The organism is Nostoc parmelioides FACHB-3921, from assembly GCF_014696625.1.
GTDB classification, from domain to species: domain Bacteria; phylum Cyanobacteriota; class Cyanobacteriia; order Cyanobacteriales; family Nostocaceae; genus Trichormus; species Trichormus parmelioides.
On record NZ_JACJQL010000004.1, the window covers coordinates 171,571 to 191,276 of the forward strand.

A 19,706-nucleotide genomic window follows, 5' to 3' on the forward strand; every position below is an offset into this window, starting at 1 on the left:
CAGATTTGTGAAAAAAACGTTTGATCAGCTAATAATTATTTAAATTGTATTTCTTAATTTTGAATTTTGAATTTTGAATTTTGAATTTTGAATTGATTCATGGTCTACCACAACGAAGGCGTATTTAAAAGTGTCGATGGACTTGAGCTTTTTTATCAGAATTGGTATCCACAAGGCACAGCAAAAGCCATCTTGGTGATTGTGCATGGACTCGGAGGACACAGTGATAAATATAGCAATATCGTCAACCATCTAACAGCCAAAGAATATGCCGTTTATGGCTTAGATTTACGCGGTCATGGGCGCTCGCCTGGACAGCGTGGTCACATCAACGCCTGGGCTGATTTTCGCGGTGATTTGGGCGCTTTTCTAGAGCTAATTCAGACCCAACAGCCACAATCCCCAATTTTCTTACTAGGGCATAGTTTAGGTGCAGTAGTTGTCTGCGACTATATTTTACGCTGTCCCCAAGAAGCCGCAAAATTACAAGGTGCGATCGCCTTAGCGCCAGCCATCGGCAAAGTCGGCGTGTCGAAATTCCGCTTACTTGTAGGTAAATTGCTTTCGCAAATATGGCCGCGCTTCTCCTTAACCACTGGACTTGACCTCAGTGCAGGTTCACGAGACGAGAAAGTTGTAGCTGCTTATGCTCAAGACACCCTACGTCATAACCTTGGTAGCGCCCGTTTAGCTACAGAATACTTTGCCACCGTCGCCTGGATTCATGCTCATGCACCTGACTGGCAAATCCCCCTGCTGATTCTTCACGGTAGCAGCGATCGCATCGCCTCCCCCGAAGGCGGAGAAATTTTTTACAAACACGTAGGTTGTTCAGATAAGTTACGTATCGAGTACCCGCAAGCCTATCATGACCTACAAGCAGACCTCAACTACCAACAAGTCCTAGCTGACCTAGAACATTGGCTAGAACATCATTTGCCATGAATCAATTCAAAATTCAAAATTCAAAATAAATTCTTCCCCTGCTTCCCTCGCTTCCCCTGCACACCAAAGCGATTGGATAGTTTTTTAGTGAGAATTCCCCTCTTCTGTTCCCAATCCCAAAATTTTTTCCCGACCTATTGACATCGCCTGAAAAATCAGTTAATTTATAAAAGGTCTGAGATTGATGCCCCCATCGTCTAGAGGCCTAGGACACCTCCCTTTCACGGAGGTAACGGGGATTCGAATTCCCCTGGGGGTACTAAAAAATTAAATCTAAACTTTCTAAGTTTAAAGACTTATAGATTAAGTTAAATCCCTTCAAGATTACTCCTGAAGGGGTTTAAATTTTTAACTAGAGACTCTGGATAGCTAAAGACTCAACTCTTTGGTAAATTGCCAACAGATTAGACCTAAGATCCTGACTCAGACGACGCTCAATAATAGTGATTGGCATAGTCAACTTAGGCCAAACTTGGATTGTGTAACACAGATCAGTACCAATTACATTACCAAGAGCATAAGGCTGTAAACACCAATTACCTGAAAAGCCTTTAAAATCTCCCTCAACCATTTGGAAATTTATTTCCTTGGGGAAGTATTCTTCCAAATCTAGAACCACACGGGCGCAAAATTTGAAATTGAGTAAGCGCTGAGAGCCGATTTGTTCCAGTCTAATGCCACCATTGGGATGTTCAAGCAGAGAACTTTTAGCGAGGTTGGGAATAAAGTCAGCTAAGGCTTCATAATTTGTGAGTACCTGCCAAACTTGTTCCACTGGTTGGGGAATTTGGACTCTAGCCGTAATTTGCCGTTGTCGGTCGGCGATTTTCTCAACTTGGATTTCTACAGATGGTAGGTTGTCTGCACCTGCAACTAATTCGCCATCTAAATCGGGGTTAAATTCCAAGTCTTCTGTAGGGTTGTATTGTTTAGTCACTTTCAGAATATGGTGTGCTTTCATCAGAAAACTGGGGCAAAGTTAGGGTAAAACAAATCTCGCTGAGTTGAGAACCGGGAATAGGGTTACTCTCAACTGCGATCGCCCCGTTCAAGTGCTGTACTAAGGACTTGACTAAAGCGAGTCCCAAGCCAGTCCCTGGAGTCCAGCGACCTCCTCTACCACGACGAAACCTATCGAATATATAGGTAGCCTCTTGTTCGGAGATGCCACGTCCTGTGTTAGTCACTTTAATCATAACTTGATCGACAAGCTGATCAACTTGATGACTGGCGTGCAGGTGAACGATAGTGTCACGCTCCGAGTATGTATAGGCGTTATTTAGTAGCTCATGCAGGATGCGGTCAAAACTTTCCAATTCGGTTTGGAGTTTTAACGGTTCATCCGGTATGTCTAAATCTATACTTAATCCCTTACCTGCCAGCTTATTGGCTAAAGAATCGCTTAAATCTTGAATTTTGGCGTTTAAATTGATATTCTCCACCCGTGGTGGTTCTTGCTCAGACTCTAATTTCTGGAGAGTCAACAAATCATTAATTAAGTTGATTTCCTTAGCGCATTCGTTCTCTAGAATTTCTAAGTATTTTATCTGACGCTCTGCGGGGATTCCTGGAAGACGGAGATTTTTGATTGACATCATCATATTCGTCAACGGGTAGCGCAGGCGATCGCTGATATTGCTCATAAATTCGTCTTTGAGCTGGTTCAGTTCCCGCAACTGCTCCACATATTGCCGTGTTCTCTCATGCAGTTTTGCTTGCAGTTCCAAGCTACTTTGCAGCTTCGCCGTGCGTTCATCGACTAAAGTCTGGACTTGCCGCAGTGTTTTTGATTGAATAACGGCATTGCTAACTTGAGCGCAAACCATTTCCACCAAATTTAGCTCAGACTGTTGCCAGTTACGGGCTACACTCTGCTGTAAGACTAAAAATCCTAATATTTTGCCTTGGTTCTCTAAAGGCATTAACAGAACGGCTGGCAGTTCTGTAATGGCAAATAAAGGAGCAACAGCAGAGTTATCCTGTAATTCTGAGTAATCATTAATGATGACTGGTTTACCCGCATCTTGGAACACCCGTTGACATAAACCGCAATCAGCTAAAGAGAAAGATCCAGAAATAGAATCAGCTTGATTGGCATTTTCTTTGCGCCATTCACCAACAACATCAGCTTTAGCTTGAGGAATTTGTTTTTTAATGGGAGTTCTAAATAGTGGATCTGTATATTTCAGTAGGATCAGCAAACCCCGATCCGCTTGTAAACACTCGGCAGTAGATGCTATGGCCAGTTGGAGCATTTGATTTAACTCCAAGTTGCTACGACTTAATATAGTTAGTTGTTTAATTAAGCTCTGATGTTGATTACTCTTTTGTAAGTGTTGTTGCTGAGAGGAAATCAACTGTGCTTGTGTTACTTGAGAAAAAGCGATCGCACAAGATGCTTCTATCGTCTTCAAGATTTTTTTGGCTGACTCATCCCAATCATGAGATTGGAACTTAATCAGACTAATCACACCATTAGTTTTGCCACCAAAGCGGGTAGAAATTGCCAACACGGCTTTGATTGGTAATGGCAAATGTTGACATCCCACCACCAAACTATTACGGATGATGGAAATCTCATCAATATTGCGTGGTTCTACCGCACATTGCAAAACTGGTAATTCCATCAAGAAACGTTCTGTGGAGAACATCTCATTAGACAAGGGTACTCCTAAAAATTCATCAGAACACCAGTTAGCTGTTGTTGTTTCCGTGAATTCCTCATTGGTAACTGTCACCAAGCAACAACAATCTACATTTGTGACAGTCCCCACCAAGTGGGCTATCTCTTGCAGCATTGCGGCTGTTGCTGGACGACTGGCAACGATGTGATTAATCTTGTGTGCCAACTCCTGGGCTGTTTCTTCCTGATGTTGCATCAGTTTGACTGGGTAGGGTTGTAGTCGCTCTGCTCCATCGGGGTACTGTGGCGGCAATAATAAACGCTTTTTCATTCCTAATATGCTCTGAGATTTTTACCCCATTGTTTATGCACCAAACTGTTTGGCATATTATTCACCTTGAGTTGTGTTGCTGCACCTGATGGATGGGAAATGTTTGATGAAAAATTTCTCTCATCTGTTATAGCCCCTTTCTATCGCAGATGATCAAGTTATCAGTAAATTAAACTAATTTATACAGTCTTGTGCTAGCCGATCAAGATGACTAAATGCCTGATCAAGCTACTATTTAGTTTCGCTTTGCCAGTCCAAATAGTAACTTGGACTCAGGATACCTTGTTTATAACTATACATAAACCGTAATTTCTCTAGATTGGCAGCCATAACTTCATTGTGATTAACCGCATTAGTACTGTTGTGACTCAAATCACAAATGAAGATGGGTCGTTTTGTTTTTGATGGCTCTGAAAAACTAGGGAACGCTCTAATATTCAGGTTATAGAAAAACCGTTGAGAACTAAATCAAGTACGATATGAGAAAAATTTATGGTTTTTTGATTTCCCTCTATAATATCCTATGGTTTTTTACTTATTACATTAATAGTGTGAGTATGTCAAGATTAGTGCTGAGTAGTAAGTAAAGCATACTAATTTATAAGCTAATAGCGAATACAGCCTAGTTACTCATCAGGGCAACTAGGCTGTATTCGGACAAATGTAAAACTAGCCGGCTAAACTCTCGACACTGAGTGGAACCATATCGCCGTTTCTGGTTAATCCTAATAACATGGGCTGTTGGGGTTGGATAAGCTGACCTGTGAGTACACAACGTTCTTCTTGTTGAGCTGTGGCGGCTATACTGGCGCGAATATCGGCTCGTGAAAATCGCGGTTTCCACTCGCCCGATTTTTGCTGCACATAGTTCCAGAGGATATCGCGGATAAGTGCTTGATATCCTTGATTTCCAGCTATTTCTTTGAGTTTCTCTTTCAGTTCTCGCTCTAAACGGATGCTGGTAACTTCCATATCGGTGGTTGGGGTGCGAGCGATTGTGTGCATGATTTTTCTCCTTAAAGTATGGACAGGATAGTAATACAAGTGTAGTATGTTTAAAGAAATGTTCAATAGGTGAAATTTTCTGTGAAATCCATTTACCCCATTTCCACTTCCTTAACTGCGACCAAATCCCCGTTTAGTCGGGAATTGGGCGTTGTGGGAGTGGAGTATTCATTTATGGGCGATGGTAGCCGTGATGGCGCGCAAATCACAAAGGGAAATTATGACTTTATTATTAATGTCAGCATTGATGGGCTGAATAGCAAACCACAACTAGATAGCAGAAGCGGGAGGTACAGACAGAGATATGCTGTACCACAATAAGACCAAAAATCTGACGGTCTATTTCTCACCCCCGCTTCACCCAAACCAGAAGCGGGGGTTTTTTATTAAGGAGTGAAGCTGTGGCTATCACAATACCAGTGTTAGAGCAATCTGTGGTGGTATTTTCGCAAAATTACTTGCCACTGTGTCGGGTCAATATCAAACGGGCGATCGCGCTGTTACTAACAAACAAAGCTGAACCATTAGTTGGTCATACAGAAAATGGATGGCGAGTCCATTCACCCAGTTTGATAATTGATGTACCAAAACATATCCGCTTAAAAATCGCCTCTATTGAGAGGACATGGAAAGTTCCGCCTGTAAATCGGCGAGAAATTTTGCGGCGAGATCATCACAGTTGTCAATATTGCGGTAGCAGGAAACGTCTTACCTTAGATCATGTGATTCCCCGGTCTAGAGGTGGTTCTCACACTTGGGATAACGTGGTTACGGCTTGTGAAAGATGTAACTCGCGTAAGGGAGACAGAACTCCGGCGGAAGTTGGTATGCAGTTGCGTACTAAGCCAAAACCACCAGTCCACCCGGCAGTAGCTTTTGCAGTCAGCGACGCTTGGCGTGATAGCGCCACACAGTTTTGGATAGATGTGCAAGCAAACCTGGAATAACAGGAGAGCAGAAGGAATGCTGAAATTAACGTACACTGAGAACAGTTTTTATTTGGAATGTTTCACATTGTCTTTGGAGGAGTGGGTAGCGCAACGAGTAATTTTTACACTACGGCTAGGTCAAAACTTGTGCGTCCAACCCAGCACCGCTTCCTTTTTGTTACCTGTAGATTTACCGGGAATTGAAGCGCTAAAAGCAGAAGCCATACGGGCTGACAGTGAAATCATTGACTTGGTGACTTGTGATACCGAGTATCTGGAAGTAACTTTGCGGGGTTCTTGGTTATCAGATGGTTCTGAGGATGCTGATGGCGTGTTTGTGACTCACATGAGCGATCGCACGGAATTTTTTATACATAAACTCTGGCAAGCAGCTCAAGCCTGTGCTTCTGTCATGAGTGAATAGACAAGGTTAGTTCTGAGTTATCAGATAACTCAGAACCCATTACACTAAGCGAAACATAAATGGATAGCGATACGGTACATTTGGCGTATTGACAACCTTAATAATGGCAATGATGGGCATGATGATACTGACTGCCCATAAGCCTATAAGTAATAGAATGCCAATGCCGATAAAAATTAGTAATCCAAATATAATGCCGTATATGTAAAGGTTAATGTGGAAATTCAGAGATTCCTTGGCATTTTCTTTCACCACAGGGTCTTCATTGAGCAATAAAATTGCAATGGGTATGCCAATAGAGACTATCGTAGAACTAAAAAATATTGCTCCGTGACTCAGAGCAGATAACAATTTGCGTTGCTCGAAGCTTTCCATAGCATAACCCCTCTAAATTGTCTTCATCATATTGGTTTAGACTTCGTGTTGGCATCATTCCGCCAGAAGATATTGAGACTCCAGCCTAGAAAGCTTAACCCCACTAATAAAGGTGTGAACCAATCACCCCAATGCACGTATAAAGTTTGTGTCTGACGACGATAGATAGTTTCTGCATGAGTTTCGTAGGTGTTGTATCCAGATATCCATAAGGTTCTACCGTGGGGATCAACAAAAGCTGAATATCCTGTATTGGTCGCCCGTACTGACCATCTATCGGTTTCAATCGCCCTCATGATATCTTGTGCATGGTGCTGGAATGGCATAGCCGCACTGTAATGGGCATCGTTGGAAGAACTGAGGATAAATTGTCCACCCGCCGCCGCTTGACTACGAAATACTTCAGGGAAGGCTGATTCATAACAAATACCGACGATCGCCCGACCGAATGGAGTATCAAAAATTTGCTTGGGTGAACCATGAACTTGGTGTTCATCCAAGGGTGATAAACGTTGTACTAGACCACCAATAAAGCCCTCAAAGGGAATATATTCACCTAATGGCACTAACTTGGATTTATCGTAGCGACTGGTGATTTCGCCCTGGCTATTAACGGTAAATAGACTATTAGTATAACTGCGTCCGCGATCGCCAAAAGCACCGATCCAAGCAACTACACCTTTTTCTCGCACGGCTGCAACTAGGGGTGTTGTCAGCAGATTTCGTTGGAAAAATGGTAATGCGCCTTCTGGAGTGAGAACTGCTTCTACACCTTGATTGACTAAAGTTAAGTATCCATCTGTGTAGCCTGTAATAGCACGGCGCAATCCTTGGGGAAGCAGCTTAATTTTATTGGGGATATTCCCCTGAACAATTCCTACTTTTAATGCTGCGTCTGGTGATTGGGCAATAGGAGCAGTATATAAAAAGAAACCAATTAGATGTAGGGTGATTAATAATCCGGTGGCTATTGCTAAATATCTACCTAACAATCCCTGTTTGCGACTTAGCCACGCCTCAGCAATTAGACCGTTAACGCTGACAATTGCTGCTGTGACGAGATTCGGCCCGGAGATTTGCCCCAAGTGCAGAATTACCAAGTTATGGGGTGATTGGGTATAAGCTAGGGAACTCCACCACAAAGGCCCGGCACTCCAAAGGCTTTCTAAAACACACCACATAGCTGTGCCTATAAGGAGACGCAGCCAGGATTTTTGTTCAGCAATACGAGTTAAACAAACTGCCCAAATAGCGCCAAATAAACCACCATAGAGGCTAATGAATGACCAGCAAAATATGGTGATTGCCAAACTCGGCCACCAGGGAACACCCAACCAATCCATAGGATGAATGCCGGTAATCCAAAAGAGGGCTACACCGTGATAGCCGATACCCCAAGTCAGTCCCAGGAGGAGAAGAGATGAAGGGGCGTGATTTTTTCTTTGACTAGAAACTATGAATATCCATAGAGGTGCTAGGGCAATCCAAGCTAGAAACCATACAGCGAAAGGGGCTACGGTTAGCCCCATGAATATGCCACTAGTTAGGGTCATTAGGGGAGGGAGAAAGGAAATTAGTTTCTCTCCCTGCTGTTTACTCAGCTTCTTCCTCATCACCAGTGTCGGGGGGAACTATTGCTACTCCAGTAATTGCGTCATCTTCATCTAGGCGTTGGACTCTAACGCCTGTTGCCGATCGCGATTGAATGGAAATTGCGTTGACAGCTTGGCGTATAATGATCCCGCGATTTGTCACCATCATGATTTCGTTATCGCTGTTGACGATACCAAGGGTGGCTAATTTGTCTTTGGTTTTGCGATTTTTGAATTTAGTCGCCATCAAACCTTGTCCAGCACGATTTTGTAGGCGGAATTGACTGACTGGTACACGCTTGCCATAGCCTCCCATTGTGATGACTAAGACCCAAGGGCCGACACTAGCATTACTAGATATGTCTAAGTTTTCTACTGTTTCTGAGGTTTCTATGGTTTCTACGGCGGTTTCGATATCTTCTGTTTCGACATCGTCAATGCCGGGTTCTTCTGTATTTAATGTATCGAGAATTGCTGCCGGTAGAATATCCATCCCTACCAGTTCATCGTCTTTTTTCAGTTTCATGGATTTCACTCCACGGGTTGCCCTACCTAAAGGACGGAGTTGTTCATGGGTACATCTGAAGTGAATTGCCATACCTAAACGAGAACCGATAATTATACTATCCTCGACTCTGGCGCGGCGTACCCATCGCAGTTGGTCGCCTTCTTCTAAGGAAATGGCAATCAACCCATTGGCACGGATATTACTAAATGCAGCCAATTCGGTTTTCTTGATGTTGCCGCCTTTGGTGAGCATGACCAGATATTCTTCACTGGTAAACTCATCCACAGGGACAATGGAGGTGATTTTTTCTTCTTTGGGAATGGGTAATAATTGGACGATGGGTGTACCCCTACTGGTGCGGGAACCCACGGGGATTTGATAGGCTTTGAGACAGTAGACGACACCGCGATCGCTAAAAAATAGCACGCTGTCATGGTCACAACAAGTCAAGAAATGCTCAATGGTATCATCGTCTTTGACTTTGGCTGCGGCTTTACCTCTGGTAGCACGGCTTTGGGCTTCAAAGGTGTTGACTGGCATCCGTTTGATGTAACCTTGTTGTGTCAGGAGGATAATTGCTTTTTCGTTGGCGATGAGGTCACGCTCATCTATTTCACCTTCGGCGTGGGTAATTACGGTACGTCTGGGTGTGGCAAAGCTGGTTTTGATTTGGGTGATTTCGGTTTCGATGATTTCCAGTATCCGTTCCCGCCGTGCCAAAATATCTTGTAAGTCGGCAATTTGAGTTTGTAAATCTTCGTGTTCTAGGCGGATTTTGTCGGCTTCTAAGGCTGTCAAACGGCGCAATTGCATCTGTAAGATTGCGTCGGCTTGCACTTCCGAAAGCATATAGGTGGTGATTAACTCCCCTTTAGCTGTGGGTGTATCAGAAGCGCTGCGAATCAAGTTAATAATTGCATCTAGATGGGATAGGGCAATTAATAACCCTTGTAAAAGATGATCCCGTTCTTCCGCTTTCCGCAGTTCGTAGCGGGTGCGTCTGGTAATGGATTCGATACGGAAATCGAGGAAGACGTTTAAGAATTGTTTGAGGGTGAGAATTTGGGGTTCGCCATTCACCAAGGCCAGCATATTAGCCCCAAAGTTGGCTTGTAGAGGCGTTTGCTTATAGAGGTTATTGAGGACTACGCGGGGATAGGCATCGCGCTTGAGTTCGATAACAATTCGCATCCCATCGCGATCGCTTTCATCTCGGATATCTGCAATGCCTTCAATCCGCTTTTCGTTCACCAACTCCGCTATTTTTTCAATGAGTGCGGCTTTGTTGGTTTGATATGGCAACTCAGTAATGATGATTGCTTCTCTGTCTGGTCTTCCCCGGTGTTCAATGGTTTCGATATTGGCAACACCACGCATGGTGATGGAACCGCGTCCTGTGGTGTAGGCTTCTTTAATCGCTCCCATCCCCAGAATTTGCGCTCCTGTGGGGAAGTCTGGCCCGTGGATGTACTGCATTAATTGCAGGTCAGTGATTTCTGGGTTGTGAATCACTGCTACCACCCCATCAATTAATTCTCCTAAGTTGTGGGGCGGAATATTGGTCGCCATCCCCACAGCAATCCCCGAAGAACCATTTAGTAGTAACTGGGGAATGCGAGATGGCAAAACTGTGGGTTCTTGTTGGGAACCATCGAAGTTATCAGCAAAATCTACTGTTTCTGATTCGATGTCTTGCAGGAGGGCGGAACTGGTCAAGGCTTGTAAGCGACATTCTGTATAACGCATTGCCGCCGGGGGATCGTTATCTACAGAACCGAAGTTACCATGTCCGTTGACTAGGGGCGATCGCATGGAAAAGTCCTGCGCCATCCGCACCAAGGCATCATATACTGCTGTGTCGCCGTGGGGGTGATATTTACCCAACACTTCCCCGACCACACGGGCGCATTTTTTAAATGGGCGATCATGGGTTAAACCCAATTCGTGCATGGCGTAGAGGATGCGACGATGCACAGGTTTTAGACCATCCCTGGCATCTGGTAGCGCCCTACCCACTATCACACTCATGGCGTATTCCAGATAAGACCGGGACATTTCGTTCCGCAGATCCGTTGGGATAATCCTCTCCTGTGAGGTTGTCATAACTTAAATAACTCCAAAAAATTTAGATTTTAGCCTTCGCGCTTGATATAGCGCCAAGTTATGCAAAATTTCTTTTGAATAGTTGCCATATTTTGATACAATTCTAACACAATATTACCTGTGTCTGCCGAGATAGGTTATCTATACTATCTCGCCATATATTCTGTTTAGATTGAGTTAGTTAATATTGTCTATTTTCTAATAAAAAACAAATTTTATTTTTAAAAACAAATTTTATAGTTAAGTTTTCCCAAAAGATTTCTATGTATTGATTTGAGATGAAATTAAGGAGATTTTTTACTCTCGAAAAAAGCCTATTTAATTAACAACAATAATTGACATAAAGGGGCTAAATTCAGTTTATTTTGGACAGAAAAAACCATATTTATTTATGTTTTTATGATTACTGCCTAGTTGGCTATCATCGTAAAAATCATAACTAATGGGGTATTTATTATGAATAGTCCTTTAATTTAGCATACGAATAATATTAAATATTTAATCCAACAACTGTTAACTCTGGTGGATGCTCAACAGTAAACTGATAAGATACTTCTTGTTTTACTTGGGGTGGGATAGTTAGTTTCCATTCTAAAATCCCCATTTCACCTATTTGGCTGGGAGGGTTGCTGCGGTTGAGACGGACTTTAATTTGCTCATTGCGGCTTACGGGTAATTGTTCAGTTAGTTGCAACTGAGTTTCCTGATTGAGCAAGTTAGTAATTATTAAACGATAACCATAAGTAGTGCGGCGTTGATTACCAATGAGTTTTTTATCTACTTGGCGTTCAAATAAGTCCCGTTCAATTTTTAAACCTTCGTCAATGCCTAAATTAAGTTTAAATTCTTGTCTTGGGGCAACATTTTCTAATTGAGTGATTCCAACATACATTTCATCACGGAAAATATTGGCTTTACCAGGCAATAAAGTCACGCCATCAGAACTGTTTTTCACGTTAGCTTCCAGATACGCAAAGCTAACCAATCGTGGCATTGCTACATAATTAAAACTACAGGGGTAATCATCATGAAAAATTGTGATTTTATGAGGTGTGCCATCACTAGGAATATTACCGCCACCATGAAGTTTAAATGTGACGATACTTCCTTCTTTAGAGACCTCCGCCGTGATATTTTCTGCTGAAATCAAACTATCCTCGGCTGTTTCTGCTTCGTCTTCTGCGGGAATTCCTGCCCCAGATGGAACAATCGTAGTTGATATGGTAGGCAAAGAAGGGCTGGCGGCTAATTGTCGTCGCGATCGCCATACTTGAGGAGTTGGTGCGTCAATATACCAAGGTTTGAGTTTGGGGGGTAGTGTACCTAATCCTGGTTTGGCGGTAGATAGGGTAAGCGCCACATCTAACCAATCTTCCCCTGTATTTTGGTTGACTTCAGCAAGGTAACTCAAATTTACGGTCTTATTTGTACTATTTAACCTTAAGTCATATAAAGGAGTCCAACTGGTATGATTCACTATGTAAGACACTTCCAAATCAAATTCACCTTCTCCCATAGCTTCAATGAGTGCAATCAAACTCACACTTTCTTGGGGATGGGGTGTTTGGATCATCTGCAAAGAGGCGCGGAGTGCTTGTATTTGCTTGTCTAATTCTTGTTGTTGGCTTTTACATTCCCCAGAGGCGATCGCATATTCGCTGTACTGGCTGCCTAAAAAGTTGAGAAAATCTAGGGTTTCGCTGAGGCTGAGATTTTTCCGCGATAGACTTTGGGCAAAAGGTTCTTCTGTCTTTTCCCGTAAACCTTCAATAAACTTAGCTTGTAAAGATAAAGCATCTACCTGGGCTTGCAGATGACGTTTTTCCGTTTCTAATTGCTGAATTTGCCGATTTAAATGGGCGGCTCGTTCGGCTACAGGCTCAGTGGTATAGATGCGATCGCAGTTTACTCCCAACAAGCGCACCCCTACCGTCCCTGCACCACTAACCCGAACAGAATCAGTTTCTAGAGTTACTGGCAGTGAATTAATTACTAATTCCCGTTCTGTTCCTAATAAGGAAACCTTACCCTTTCGTGTAACTAAGGCTTTGTCACTGTAAACTGTCACCGCTACAATCTGACTGTGTACTGTTGTTCGCCAAGATGGTGTTTCTTCCGGGTTAACCACTGCCAGTTTTTCCCTATGTTAAATGACGCTGCTGGTTAATTGTGAAATTTTCCAGGTCTACCCGTCAAGTAATTTGAAATGAATTGTGGGTATTGAGAGTCATGAGAGCGGTAAAGCCCTGTGGGCATAGCTGCGGAGTGTGTAATCGGTGCTGAGTTAGGAGTAAAAATATATTGCTGATTCTCCCCCAGCTTTCTAGCATCACTCAACTACACTATACTCAGGCACAGGAACAGGGAAATTTAGTTGCTCTGTTTGCTCTACAAACTTTTTGGCTGCATCTAGCAAATACTCGTAGTAGGTACGAGCCACAATAGATAACTGTTTGCCAGACGGGTAAACCATGTACCAAGTCCGCTTAATGGGGAAGTGCTGCACGTCCAGAATGCTAAATTCGGCTGCATCAGACAATAGGGTATGTCGAGATAAAACAGAAATTCCCAATCCACCGGCGATCGCTTGTTTGATTGCCTCATTACTACCTAATTCCAACTTCACTTTTACGGAAACACCTTGTTCTTCCAGCAGATGTTGTACAGCACGTCGTGTTCCTGAACCCGGTTCCCGCATAATAAAAGGTTCATTGGACAACCGTTGTATGGGAATATTTTTTTCCTGTGCTAATGGATGATTTGCGGGGGCAAATACTACTAAAGGATTATCTAAAAATGGTTGACTAGTTACATCCAAATGCTCTGGGACTTGACTCATAATATACAAGTCATCCATGTTACTCATCATCCGCTCTAGGATGCGTTCGTGGTTTGTGACTTGTAATGAAATGTCGATGCCTGGATAAAGTTGGCAAAAAGGCCCCAATAAGCGGGGAATAAAATATTTAGCAGTAGTAATTACTGCTAATCTTAATTGCCCTTGTTTTAGCCCTTTTAAATCAGCTACTTTCATTTCAAACTGGGCTATAGTCTCAAATATTTGCCGACAGGTTGCAAATAATTCTCGTCCTGCCTCGGTCAAATATAGGCGCTTTCCCACCTGCTCAAATAGTGGTAAACCTACAGATTTTGTCAGCTGTTTGATTTGCATAGAGACGGTAGGTTGGGTGAGAAATAGCTCCTCAGCAGCACGGGTAAAGCTACCGTGCCGTGCCGCCGCCTCGAACACCTTCAACTGGTGTAGCGTTGCTTGGTTCAAGGTGATTCTCCTCTAATAGCGATTTTATAGATATAAGACTAGTATCACTGAATACTTGCACATGATATTAATTCACCCATACGAAAGTCATGAGTTTATTATAGATAAAAATCTATCTTTGCTATTAGAAGGAAATCAAATTGCTTATAGATAAAGAAATTCATTCTCGTTACAAGTATGAGTAAACCTCCAAAACTATAAGAATTTCTGACTGTTTGTAGCTGTGAAAACTATTTTATATAGATAAAAATCTATTCTCGCTATTAGAACAAACTTCTTTCACTTATGGTCTAGAGAAGTTATTATCAAAAAAACAAGCAAAGCGTAAGATGCCTTCCAGCTGCAAGATGAATGTTGAATACTAGATATAGTAATGTTGAATCAGGATACTTCCAAATTCACTTTTATTTTAGTTAGTAATTCATCATTCATCATTCATCGTTCCATACTTCTTCTGTGATTTTCATAGGCAAAGCGGCTAAGTCTGGTAACTGTAACACTTCCCTTTCGGCAACTTGCTCTCTAATGTTCACTGGCAATCTCAACGGTTGCTGATGCTCTATCCAACAACTGGCGATTGGTAAGGTTTGCTCCAATTCATCTAATGGTCGAGGAATTACCATCACTGCGTTCAGTTCCCCAATTCGTTCTGCCTCAAACATCCCTGCTTCTACGGCGACTGCGACGTTAGCAACAGACCCACGAATAATGGCTGTACACAAACCCGCACCAATTTTTTCATAGGATGCCAATTGGACATCAGCCGATTTGAGCATGGCATCACAAGCACCTACCATTGCTGGAAAGCCCCGTGTTTCCACTAAACCAATGGCTTGGTTACTCAAGCGGCTGTATGTACCTTCCTCCATTAACTGGCTCAGGCGGTTAGTAATGGGCAACACGACATCAAGATTAGGGAAAGGTCGGGGAATCACTAGGCTAGAAACCAGTTGTCCAAACTGTTCAGCAGTTTGCACACCGGATTCTACAGCCAAACGAACATCAGCAATCCCACCCCTGACGATCGCCGTACAGTGACCACTACCAATTTTTTCATAACCAACTAGGTGAACCCCAGCTGATTTCAACATCATGTCAGCTGTCCCGACGATAGCCGGAAAACTAAGAGTAGAGACTAACCCCAAGGCTGTGTCCCTGAGGTCGTCTTGACGACGATATGTCCGGTTTGTGTTAGTAGATCGCTGATTATACATCGTAAATTCTCCGAGATACTCACAACTTAACACTTACTCAGAACTATCGTCAGAGACAGGGTTATTTAGGGCTTGTCTATGAGGAAACAATGTTACCAAAAGTCTTTGGATGCTCCCTTGCCCATAAATTTGAGTCCCGAAGCTATTAGGGGATTCAGTGGCAGATTGATCCGATGCTGAATCTTCTGGGCTAAGTTCTGTCACATTGGGGTCAGTCCCATTAGTAGTATTTTCTTCTACGGTAGCAGACTGATTCTCTGGTGATGGTGGGGGTTCCGTTACAGAAACCGAATGCTGTTTGAATTCCACAAAAGCCGACGCTGAAAGAGTAGTTGAGGTAATTACCTTACTTTCATTTTCTTTAGGCTTTTGGGTAGCCTCGCCAACCTGATCCGTAGATGTTGCTGGTGATGTGGTGGCGGCAAGTTGCCGAGTGGTATCACCTAAAATCGAACCCGGTGGCACTACTAAGGCTGAAGGAATAGAAGAGTTAAATAATGTTGTGGCTGCACCGATGCAGGCATTAAGGCCAATTTTGCCTTGACCAACCATCAAAAAACCTGCTCCTAAGCTTGCTCCTGCTTCTACTTCTATGGTTCCCTCATCCACTTGGAGAATAGACCCCATGCCAATACAAACTCCTGCCCCGATGATGATTTTGCTGTTTGCAGCCGCTTGGAGTATCACCCCTGGTGCAATTACTGCACTCGGATGAATTATCACCTCGCCACTAATGTAGGAATCAAAGTTGTTGTGGAGGCGTAGTGGCGGCACAGACATGGAAATTTTAACCTCGGAAGCCGAATATCACTTGGGGACTGGGGACTGGGGACTAGTGGCTAGGAACTAGGAAAGGGGTAGAAATTTTTCCATGCTTCCCATACTCCCTTTTTCCCTAGTCTCTTATCCCTTGTTCCTTTGTCCCTTCTACTATGGACGCTGAATGATTGTTTCCAACACTCGCCGCTTGGCTTTGGGGTCGATACCAATCAAGCGCACATACTCTCCAGCAAATTCGGATAAGGAGGCTTCTATGACTGCGATCGCTTCTCTTTCGGAAGTAGCGGAAATTGCTCCAGTGCTAGTCCAAGAACCAGTACGGAATCTTCTTTGATCTACGTGTTCAATACTAAGTTTATACCCACCTGCCAGTATTTGCCGCACCTGATCTACTACTTCTGTACTTAAGCGGGTAGCTGTTGCGGTAGCTGTTCCGGATGAGGCAGATGAGGCGCTCACGACGGTTCTGGGGCTACTTGATGGAGCTACTTGACCGTTGGGACGTTGGATAATACTTTCCAGTACACGCCGTTTGGCTTTCGGGTCAATGCCGATTAGGCGGATGTACTCACCTTGATGACTGTCAATACATTCTTCTAAGGCCGCCACTACTTCACCTGGGGAGGTTGCTTCAATTGGCTTACAGCTATTCCAAGAACCTGTACGGAAGCGGCGCTCATCTACGTGTTCTGTGCCAATTTTGTAACCACCAGCCAATAACTGGCGAATTTGGTCTACGGTTTCAGCGCTGACTTTGCCACTGGCTGCACCGTTACTATAACCGTTGCCATTGCCGTTGCTGTGGTAGCTACCATTGCCATTGGTGTTACTAGCAGGCGCTTTGAAGCTGGTAGAACCTGCAACCACACCATCGGGACGTTGGATAATTGTTTCTAAAACTCGTCGTTTACCTTTGGGGTCAATGCCAAACAAACGCACATACTCGCCACTATGGTCAGCTAAACAAGCTTCTAAAGCTGCTAGAGCATCACCTACGGATCTAGCTTCAATTGGCTGGCAACTAGTCCAAGAACCTGTACGAAATCTTCTTTGATCTACGTGTTCTGAACCAATTTTATAGCCTTGCTCTAATAGATAGCGTACCTGCTCTACGGTTTCTGCACCCAAGCTGTTGCTTGCCACTTCACTACTCCTTTCTAACCCAATAACTGTATTACTTGTATAAGATTTAACTTGATCATTGCGAAGGGGGGCAATACACTTGCTATCCGCAGCACAAAGATATCCAGCCCGCAATGCTTGATTAATCCCAATTACGTGATGAGCAAAATCCCTGTCTTGGGGTTGCACATCTGGCAAGCGATCGGCCTGCTTTTGATTAGTGATGATCGCTCCTGAGGGAACATACTTACCAGGGGGAACTTCTACGTCCTTAATTAAAGCGTGCATCATGACGATACAACCTGCTCCTACCTTGGCATTAAATACCGTAGAGCGAAAACCAATAAACGAGTTATCCCCAACGTAAGCAGGGCCATGAATCAGCGCCATATGTGTCAAGGAAGCGCTGCTACCCACCCAAACGGAGTATTCTTGGTTGTCATCACCAACGACTCTACCTTGCTCTAAACCATGAATTACTACACCATCTTGAATATTGGTATTTTCACCAATATGAAAGGGTGTACCTTCATCGGCTCTAATTGAAGTCCCTGGAGCAATGATGACATTTGCACCAATATGAACATCCCCAATAATATTAGAAAACGGATGTACAAAGGCGCTTTCATGGATTTGGGCTTCAGCTAAACTCCTCGACCACGGGGTTGGGGGTGCCGCCGTGCTGCGGACTGCCATTGCGAGATTCCTCCTGAATTTTGTTGCTTGTCAGTTGTCAGTTGTCGGTTGTCTAATCTTCAGTTGTTTTGCCACTGACCCATGACTAACGACTAATGACTTATGACTATCTATATTGGTCTTTTTTGCTGTAAATCAGACGATCTTCAACGTGAATAGTATCAATTATCGCCACTACTGCCGCATCCACAGGACGTTGCTCATTACCAAGTAATTGACGCGCCGCACTACCACGGCTAATCAATACCCATTCGTCAAATCCTGCACCTACGCTATTATCTGCGGCTACCTCGTATTTTTGCAGGAGGTTTCCTTCTTCATCTACTAATTGCAACAACAGTAGTTTTACACCCCTAAGACTTGGATCTTTTTGGGTGCTAACTACTGTGCCACGAACTTTAGCAATTTGCATTACTAGTTATGGTCTTCTGCCGAAAGGACGAATTGCGTTTACATTTTCCCGAAACTGCTCTACATCTTCGGTATAACGAATTGGCAGGACGTATTCTAAGTTTTCGTGAGGACGAGCAATGATGTGTGTAGACAATACTTGTCCACCGTTGACGCGCTTAACTGATTCAACACCTGCGGCTACAGATGCTTGTACTTCAGATACGTCGCCTCTAACGATTACTGTTACCCGACCACTACCAATTTTCTCGTAGCCTACTAGGGTGACGCGAGCAGCTTTCACCATCGCGTCTGCTGCTTCTACCACTGCTGGAAAGCCTAGCGTTTCTACCATTCCCACTGCAATAGACATTTCTTTTTGATTCCCAAATAAAGTTTCTAGCCTTGGATTCCAGTCATGCTCAAGACGGCAACCCCATCAATGTGTTTTTTTACTCGGCTTATGATACAGCGCAGTGTAAAGAAAACTACCATTCAAGATTGATAAAAAGCTTGCCTACTAACTCAGCTTTTTATCTTCTCTTATTGCGGTGTTAGGTGCGGAACTGTTCTACGGCTTCTGTATAACGAATTGGCAAGACATATTCCAGGTTTTCGTGGGGGCGAGCAATGATGTGGGTAGATACTACTTCACCACCATTTACTCTTCTTGCGGCTTCAATGCCAGCAGCTACGGAGGCTTGTACCTCAGAGACATCCCCCCGCACAATCACGGTGACTCTAGCACTACCAATTTTTTCATATCCTACCAAAGTTACGCGGGCAGCTTTCACCATCGCGTCAGCAGCTTCTACTACTGCGGGAAAGCCTTTAGTCTCAATCATTCCAACTGCAATTGGCATCGCAGAACTCCTAAAAAATTAATCCAATCAGTACTGTGATTTGAAATTTTGGACGGGGAAGCTCATCTTGAGCTATCAAAACACTTCCAAAATAAGCATAGAAAAGCTTGGCGTTTCTGGCAATATAAATTAGTATAATAGTTTATGATAAAAAAGTTTAAAAAAACTTAATAAAAGTTTATGGCAGGGTTGTTAGCAATGAAAGTTCATTGATTACTGGAGCAACCGCTTATGCTTTATAATTTTTTTATGTCATTCATAAAAAGACATTGATAACCAAGGCTAACTCTATCTGGTGAGGAGTGTTCAGAAGCTGTATGTTCTACTGTTTCTGTCTTTCCTCTATTTTTTAGCGCGGTTCAATATTGCCTAAAAAATATATAAGTTTTATTAATAAGTTAGATAAATTAATTTGCTGAAGACAGAAACAGTGCCTTGGGAGCAGAAAAAAGGATTTAATAAAAGCGAACATTTTTTCACAAAGAAACCTATAGTCAATTAAACCTTAGTAAGGGAGCATAATTAC

18 protein-coding genes and 1 tRNA gene are annotated in these 19,706 nt (G+C 43.3%); 5 read left to right on the forward strand and 14 right to left on the reverse strand.

Annotated elements, in window-relative coordinates; genetic code table 11:
* Positions 1-99: 99 nt before the first annotated feature.
* Complete coding sequence (locus H6G14_RS05045) at positions 100-945, forward strand: alpha/beta hydrolase (protein ID WP_190566026.1); 846 nt, start codon at positions 100-102, stop codon at positions 943-945.
* A gap of 186 nt (positions 946-1,131) precedes the next feature.
* Positions 1,132-1,204, forward strand: a tRNA-Glu gene (locus tag H6G14_RS05050).
* Between the two features lie 93 nt (positions 1,205-1,297).
* Here the strand turns inward: H6G14_RS05050 and H6G14_RS05055 are convergent.
* From H6G14_RS05055 to H6G14_RS05065, 3 genes are all read right to left on the reverse strand, one after another.
* Complete coding sequence (locus tag H6G14_RS05055) at positions 1,298-1,906, reverse strand: SRPBCC family protein (RefSeq protein ID WP_190566027.1); 609 nt, start codon at positions 1,904-1,906, stop codon at positions 1,298-1,300.
* Positions 1,875-3,899, reverse strand: a complete 2,025-nt coding sequence (locus H6G14_RS05060) for a GAF domain-containing sensor histidine kinase (RefSeq protein ID WP_190566028.1) — start codon at positions 3,897-3,899, stop codon at positions 1,875-1,877. The genes H6G14_RS05055 and H6G14_RS05060 overlap by 32 nt, the downstream gene beginning before the upstream one ends.
* 669 nt (positions 3,900-4,568) lie before the next feature.
* Positions 4,569-4,904, reverse strand: coding sequence for a ribbon-helix-helix domain-containing protein (locus H6G14_RS05065; protein WP_011321131.1), 336 nt, complete (start codon positions 4,902-4,904; stop codon positions 4,569-4,571).
* 69 nt (positions 4,905-4,973) lie between these two features.
* Between H6G14_RS05065 and H6G14_RS05070 the strand changes: the two genes are divergently transcribed.
* The 3 genes from H6G14_RS05070 to H6G14_RS05080 all read left to right on the forward strand — a co-directional run bounded on the left by H6G14_RS05070 (position 4,974) and on the right by H6G14_RS05080 (position 6,257).
* A complete protein-coding gene (locus H6G14_RS05070; protein WP_190566029.1) occupies positions 4,974-5,225 on the forward strand; it encodes a hypothetical protein in 252 nt (83 codons plus the stop codon).
* Positions 5,226-5,305: 80 nt separating this feature from the next.
* Complete coding sequence (locus H6G14_RS05075; protein ID WP_190566030.1) at positions 5,306-5,851, forward strand: HNH endonuclease; 546 nt, start codon at positions 5,306-5,308, stop codon at positions 5,849-5,851.
* 16 nt (positions 5,852-5,867) lie between these two features.
* Positions 5,868-6,257 carry an alr0857 family protein gene (locus H6G14_RS05080; RefSeq protein ID WP_190566031.1) on the forward strand — a complete coding sequence of 130 codons (390 nt, stop codon included), beginning with the start codon at positions 5,868-5,870 and terminating at the stop codon, positions 6,255-6,257.
* Between the two features lie 39 nt (positions 6,258-6,296).
* Here the strand turns inward: H6G14_RS05080 and H6G14_RS05085 are convergent, their stop codons facing one another.
* The 11 genes from H6G14_RS05085 to H6G14_RS05135 all read right to left on the reverse strand — a co-directional run bounded on the left by H6G14_RS05085 (position 6,297) and on the right by H6G14_RS05135 (position 19,180).
* Positions 6,297-6,632, reverse strand: a complete 336-nt coding sequence (locus H6G14_RS05085) for a DUF4870 domain-containing protein (protein ID WP_190566032.1) — start codon at positions 6,630-6,632, stop codon at positions 6,297-6,299.
* 26 nt (positions 6,633-6,658) lie between these two features.
* Entirely contained in the window at positions 6,659-8,245 is a 1,587-nt protein-coding gene (lnt, locus tag H6G14_RS05090; protein ID WP_190566072.1) for an apolipoprotein N-acyltransferase, read from the reverse strand.
* Positions 8,226-10,835 (reverse strand): DNA topoisomerase (ATP-hydrolyzing) subunit A, encoded by a 2,610-nt coding sequence (gene gyrA / locus H6G14_RS05095; protein WP_190566033.1) that lies wholly within the window; start codon positions 10,833-10,835, stop codon positions 8,226-8,228. The genes lnt and gyrA overlap by 20 nt, the downstream gene beginning before the upstream one ends.
* A 490-nt stretch (positions 10,836-11,325) precedes the next feature.
* Positions 11,326-12,963: a mucoidy inhibitor MuiA family protein gene (locus tag H6G14_RS05100; RefSeq protein WP_190566034.1), complete on the reverse strand. Its 1,638-nt coding sequence runs from the start codon at positions 12,961-12,963 to the stop codon at positions 11,326-11,328.
* A gap of 201 nt (positions 12,964-13,164) precedes the next feature.
* Positions 13,165-14,115, reverse strand: coding sequence for a LysR family transcriptional regulator (locus H6G14_RS05105; protein WP_190566035.1), 951 nt, complete (start codon positions 14,113-14,115; stop codon positions 13,165-13,167).
* A 431-nt stretch (positions 14,116-14,546) separates the two neighbouring features.
* Positions 14,547-15,329, reverse strand: a complete 783-nt coding sequence (locus tag H6G14_RS05110) for a beta-carboxysome assembly protein CcmO (protein WP_011321140.1) — start codon at positions 15,327-15,329, stop codon at positions 14,547-14,549.
* A 33-nt stretch (positions 15,330-15,362) separates the two neighbouring features.
* Positions 15,363-16,109, reverse strand: a complete 747-nt coding sequence (locus H6G14_RS05115) for a beta-carboxysome scaffolding protein CcmN (RefSeq protein ID WP_190566036.1) — start codon at positions 16,107-16,109, stop codon at positions 15,363-15,365.
* A gap of 150 nt (positions 16,110-16,259) precedes the next feature.
* Positions 16,260-17,927: a beta-carboxysome scaffolding protein CcmM gene (locus H6G14_RS05120; RefSeq protein WP_190566037.1), complete on the reverse strand. Its 1,668-nt coding sequence runs from the start codon at positions 17,925-17,927 to the stop codon at positions 16,260-16,262.
* Positions 17,928-18,033: 106 nt separating this feature from the next.
* Complete coding sequence (locus tag H6G14_RS05125; protein WP_010995040.1) at positions 18,034-18,339, reverse strand: beta-carboxysome shell vertex protein CcmL; 306 nt, start codon at positions 18,337-18,339, stop codon at positions 18,034-18,036.
* Positions 18,340-18,345: 6 nt separating this feature from the next.
* A complete protein-coding gene (locus H6G14_RS05130) occupies positions 18,346-18,690 on the reverse strand; it encodes a carbon dioxide-concentrating mechanism protein CcmK (protein WP_010995041.1) in 345 nt (114 codons plus the stop codon).
* Positions 18,691-18,871: 181 nt separating this feature from the next.
* On the reverse strand, positions 18,872-19,180 hold the full coding sequence (locus H6G14_RS05135; protein ID WP_010995042.1) for a carbon dioxide-concentrating mechanism protein CcmK: 309 nt from the start codon (positions 19,178-19,180) through the stop codon (positions 18,872-18,874).
* Between the last annotated feature and the right edge of the window lie 526 nt (positions 19,181-19,706).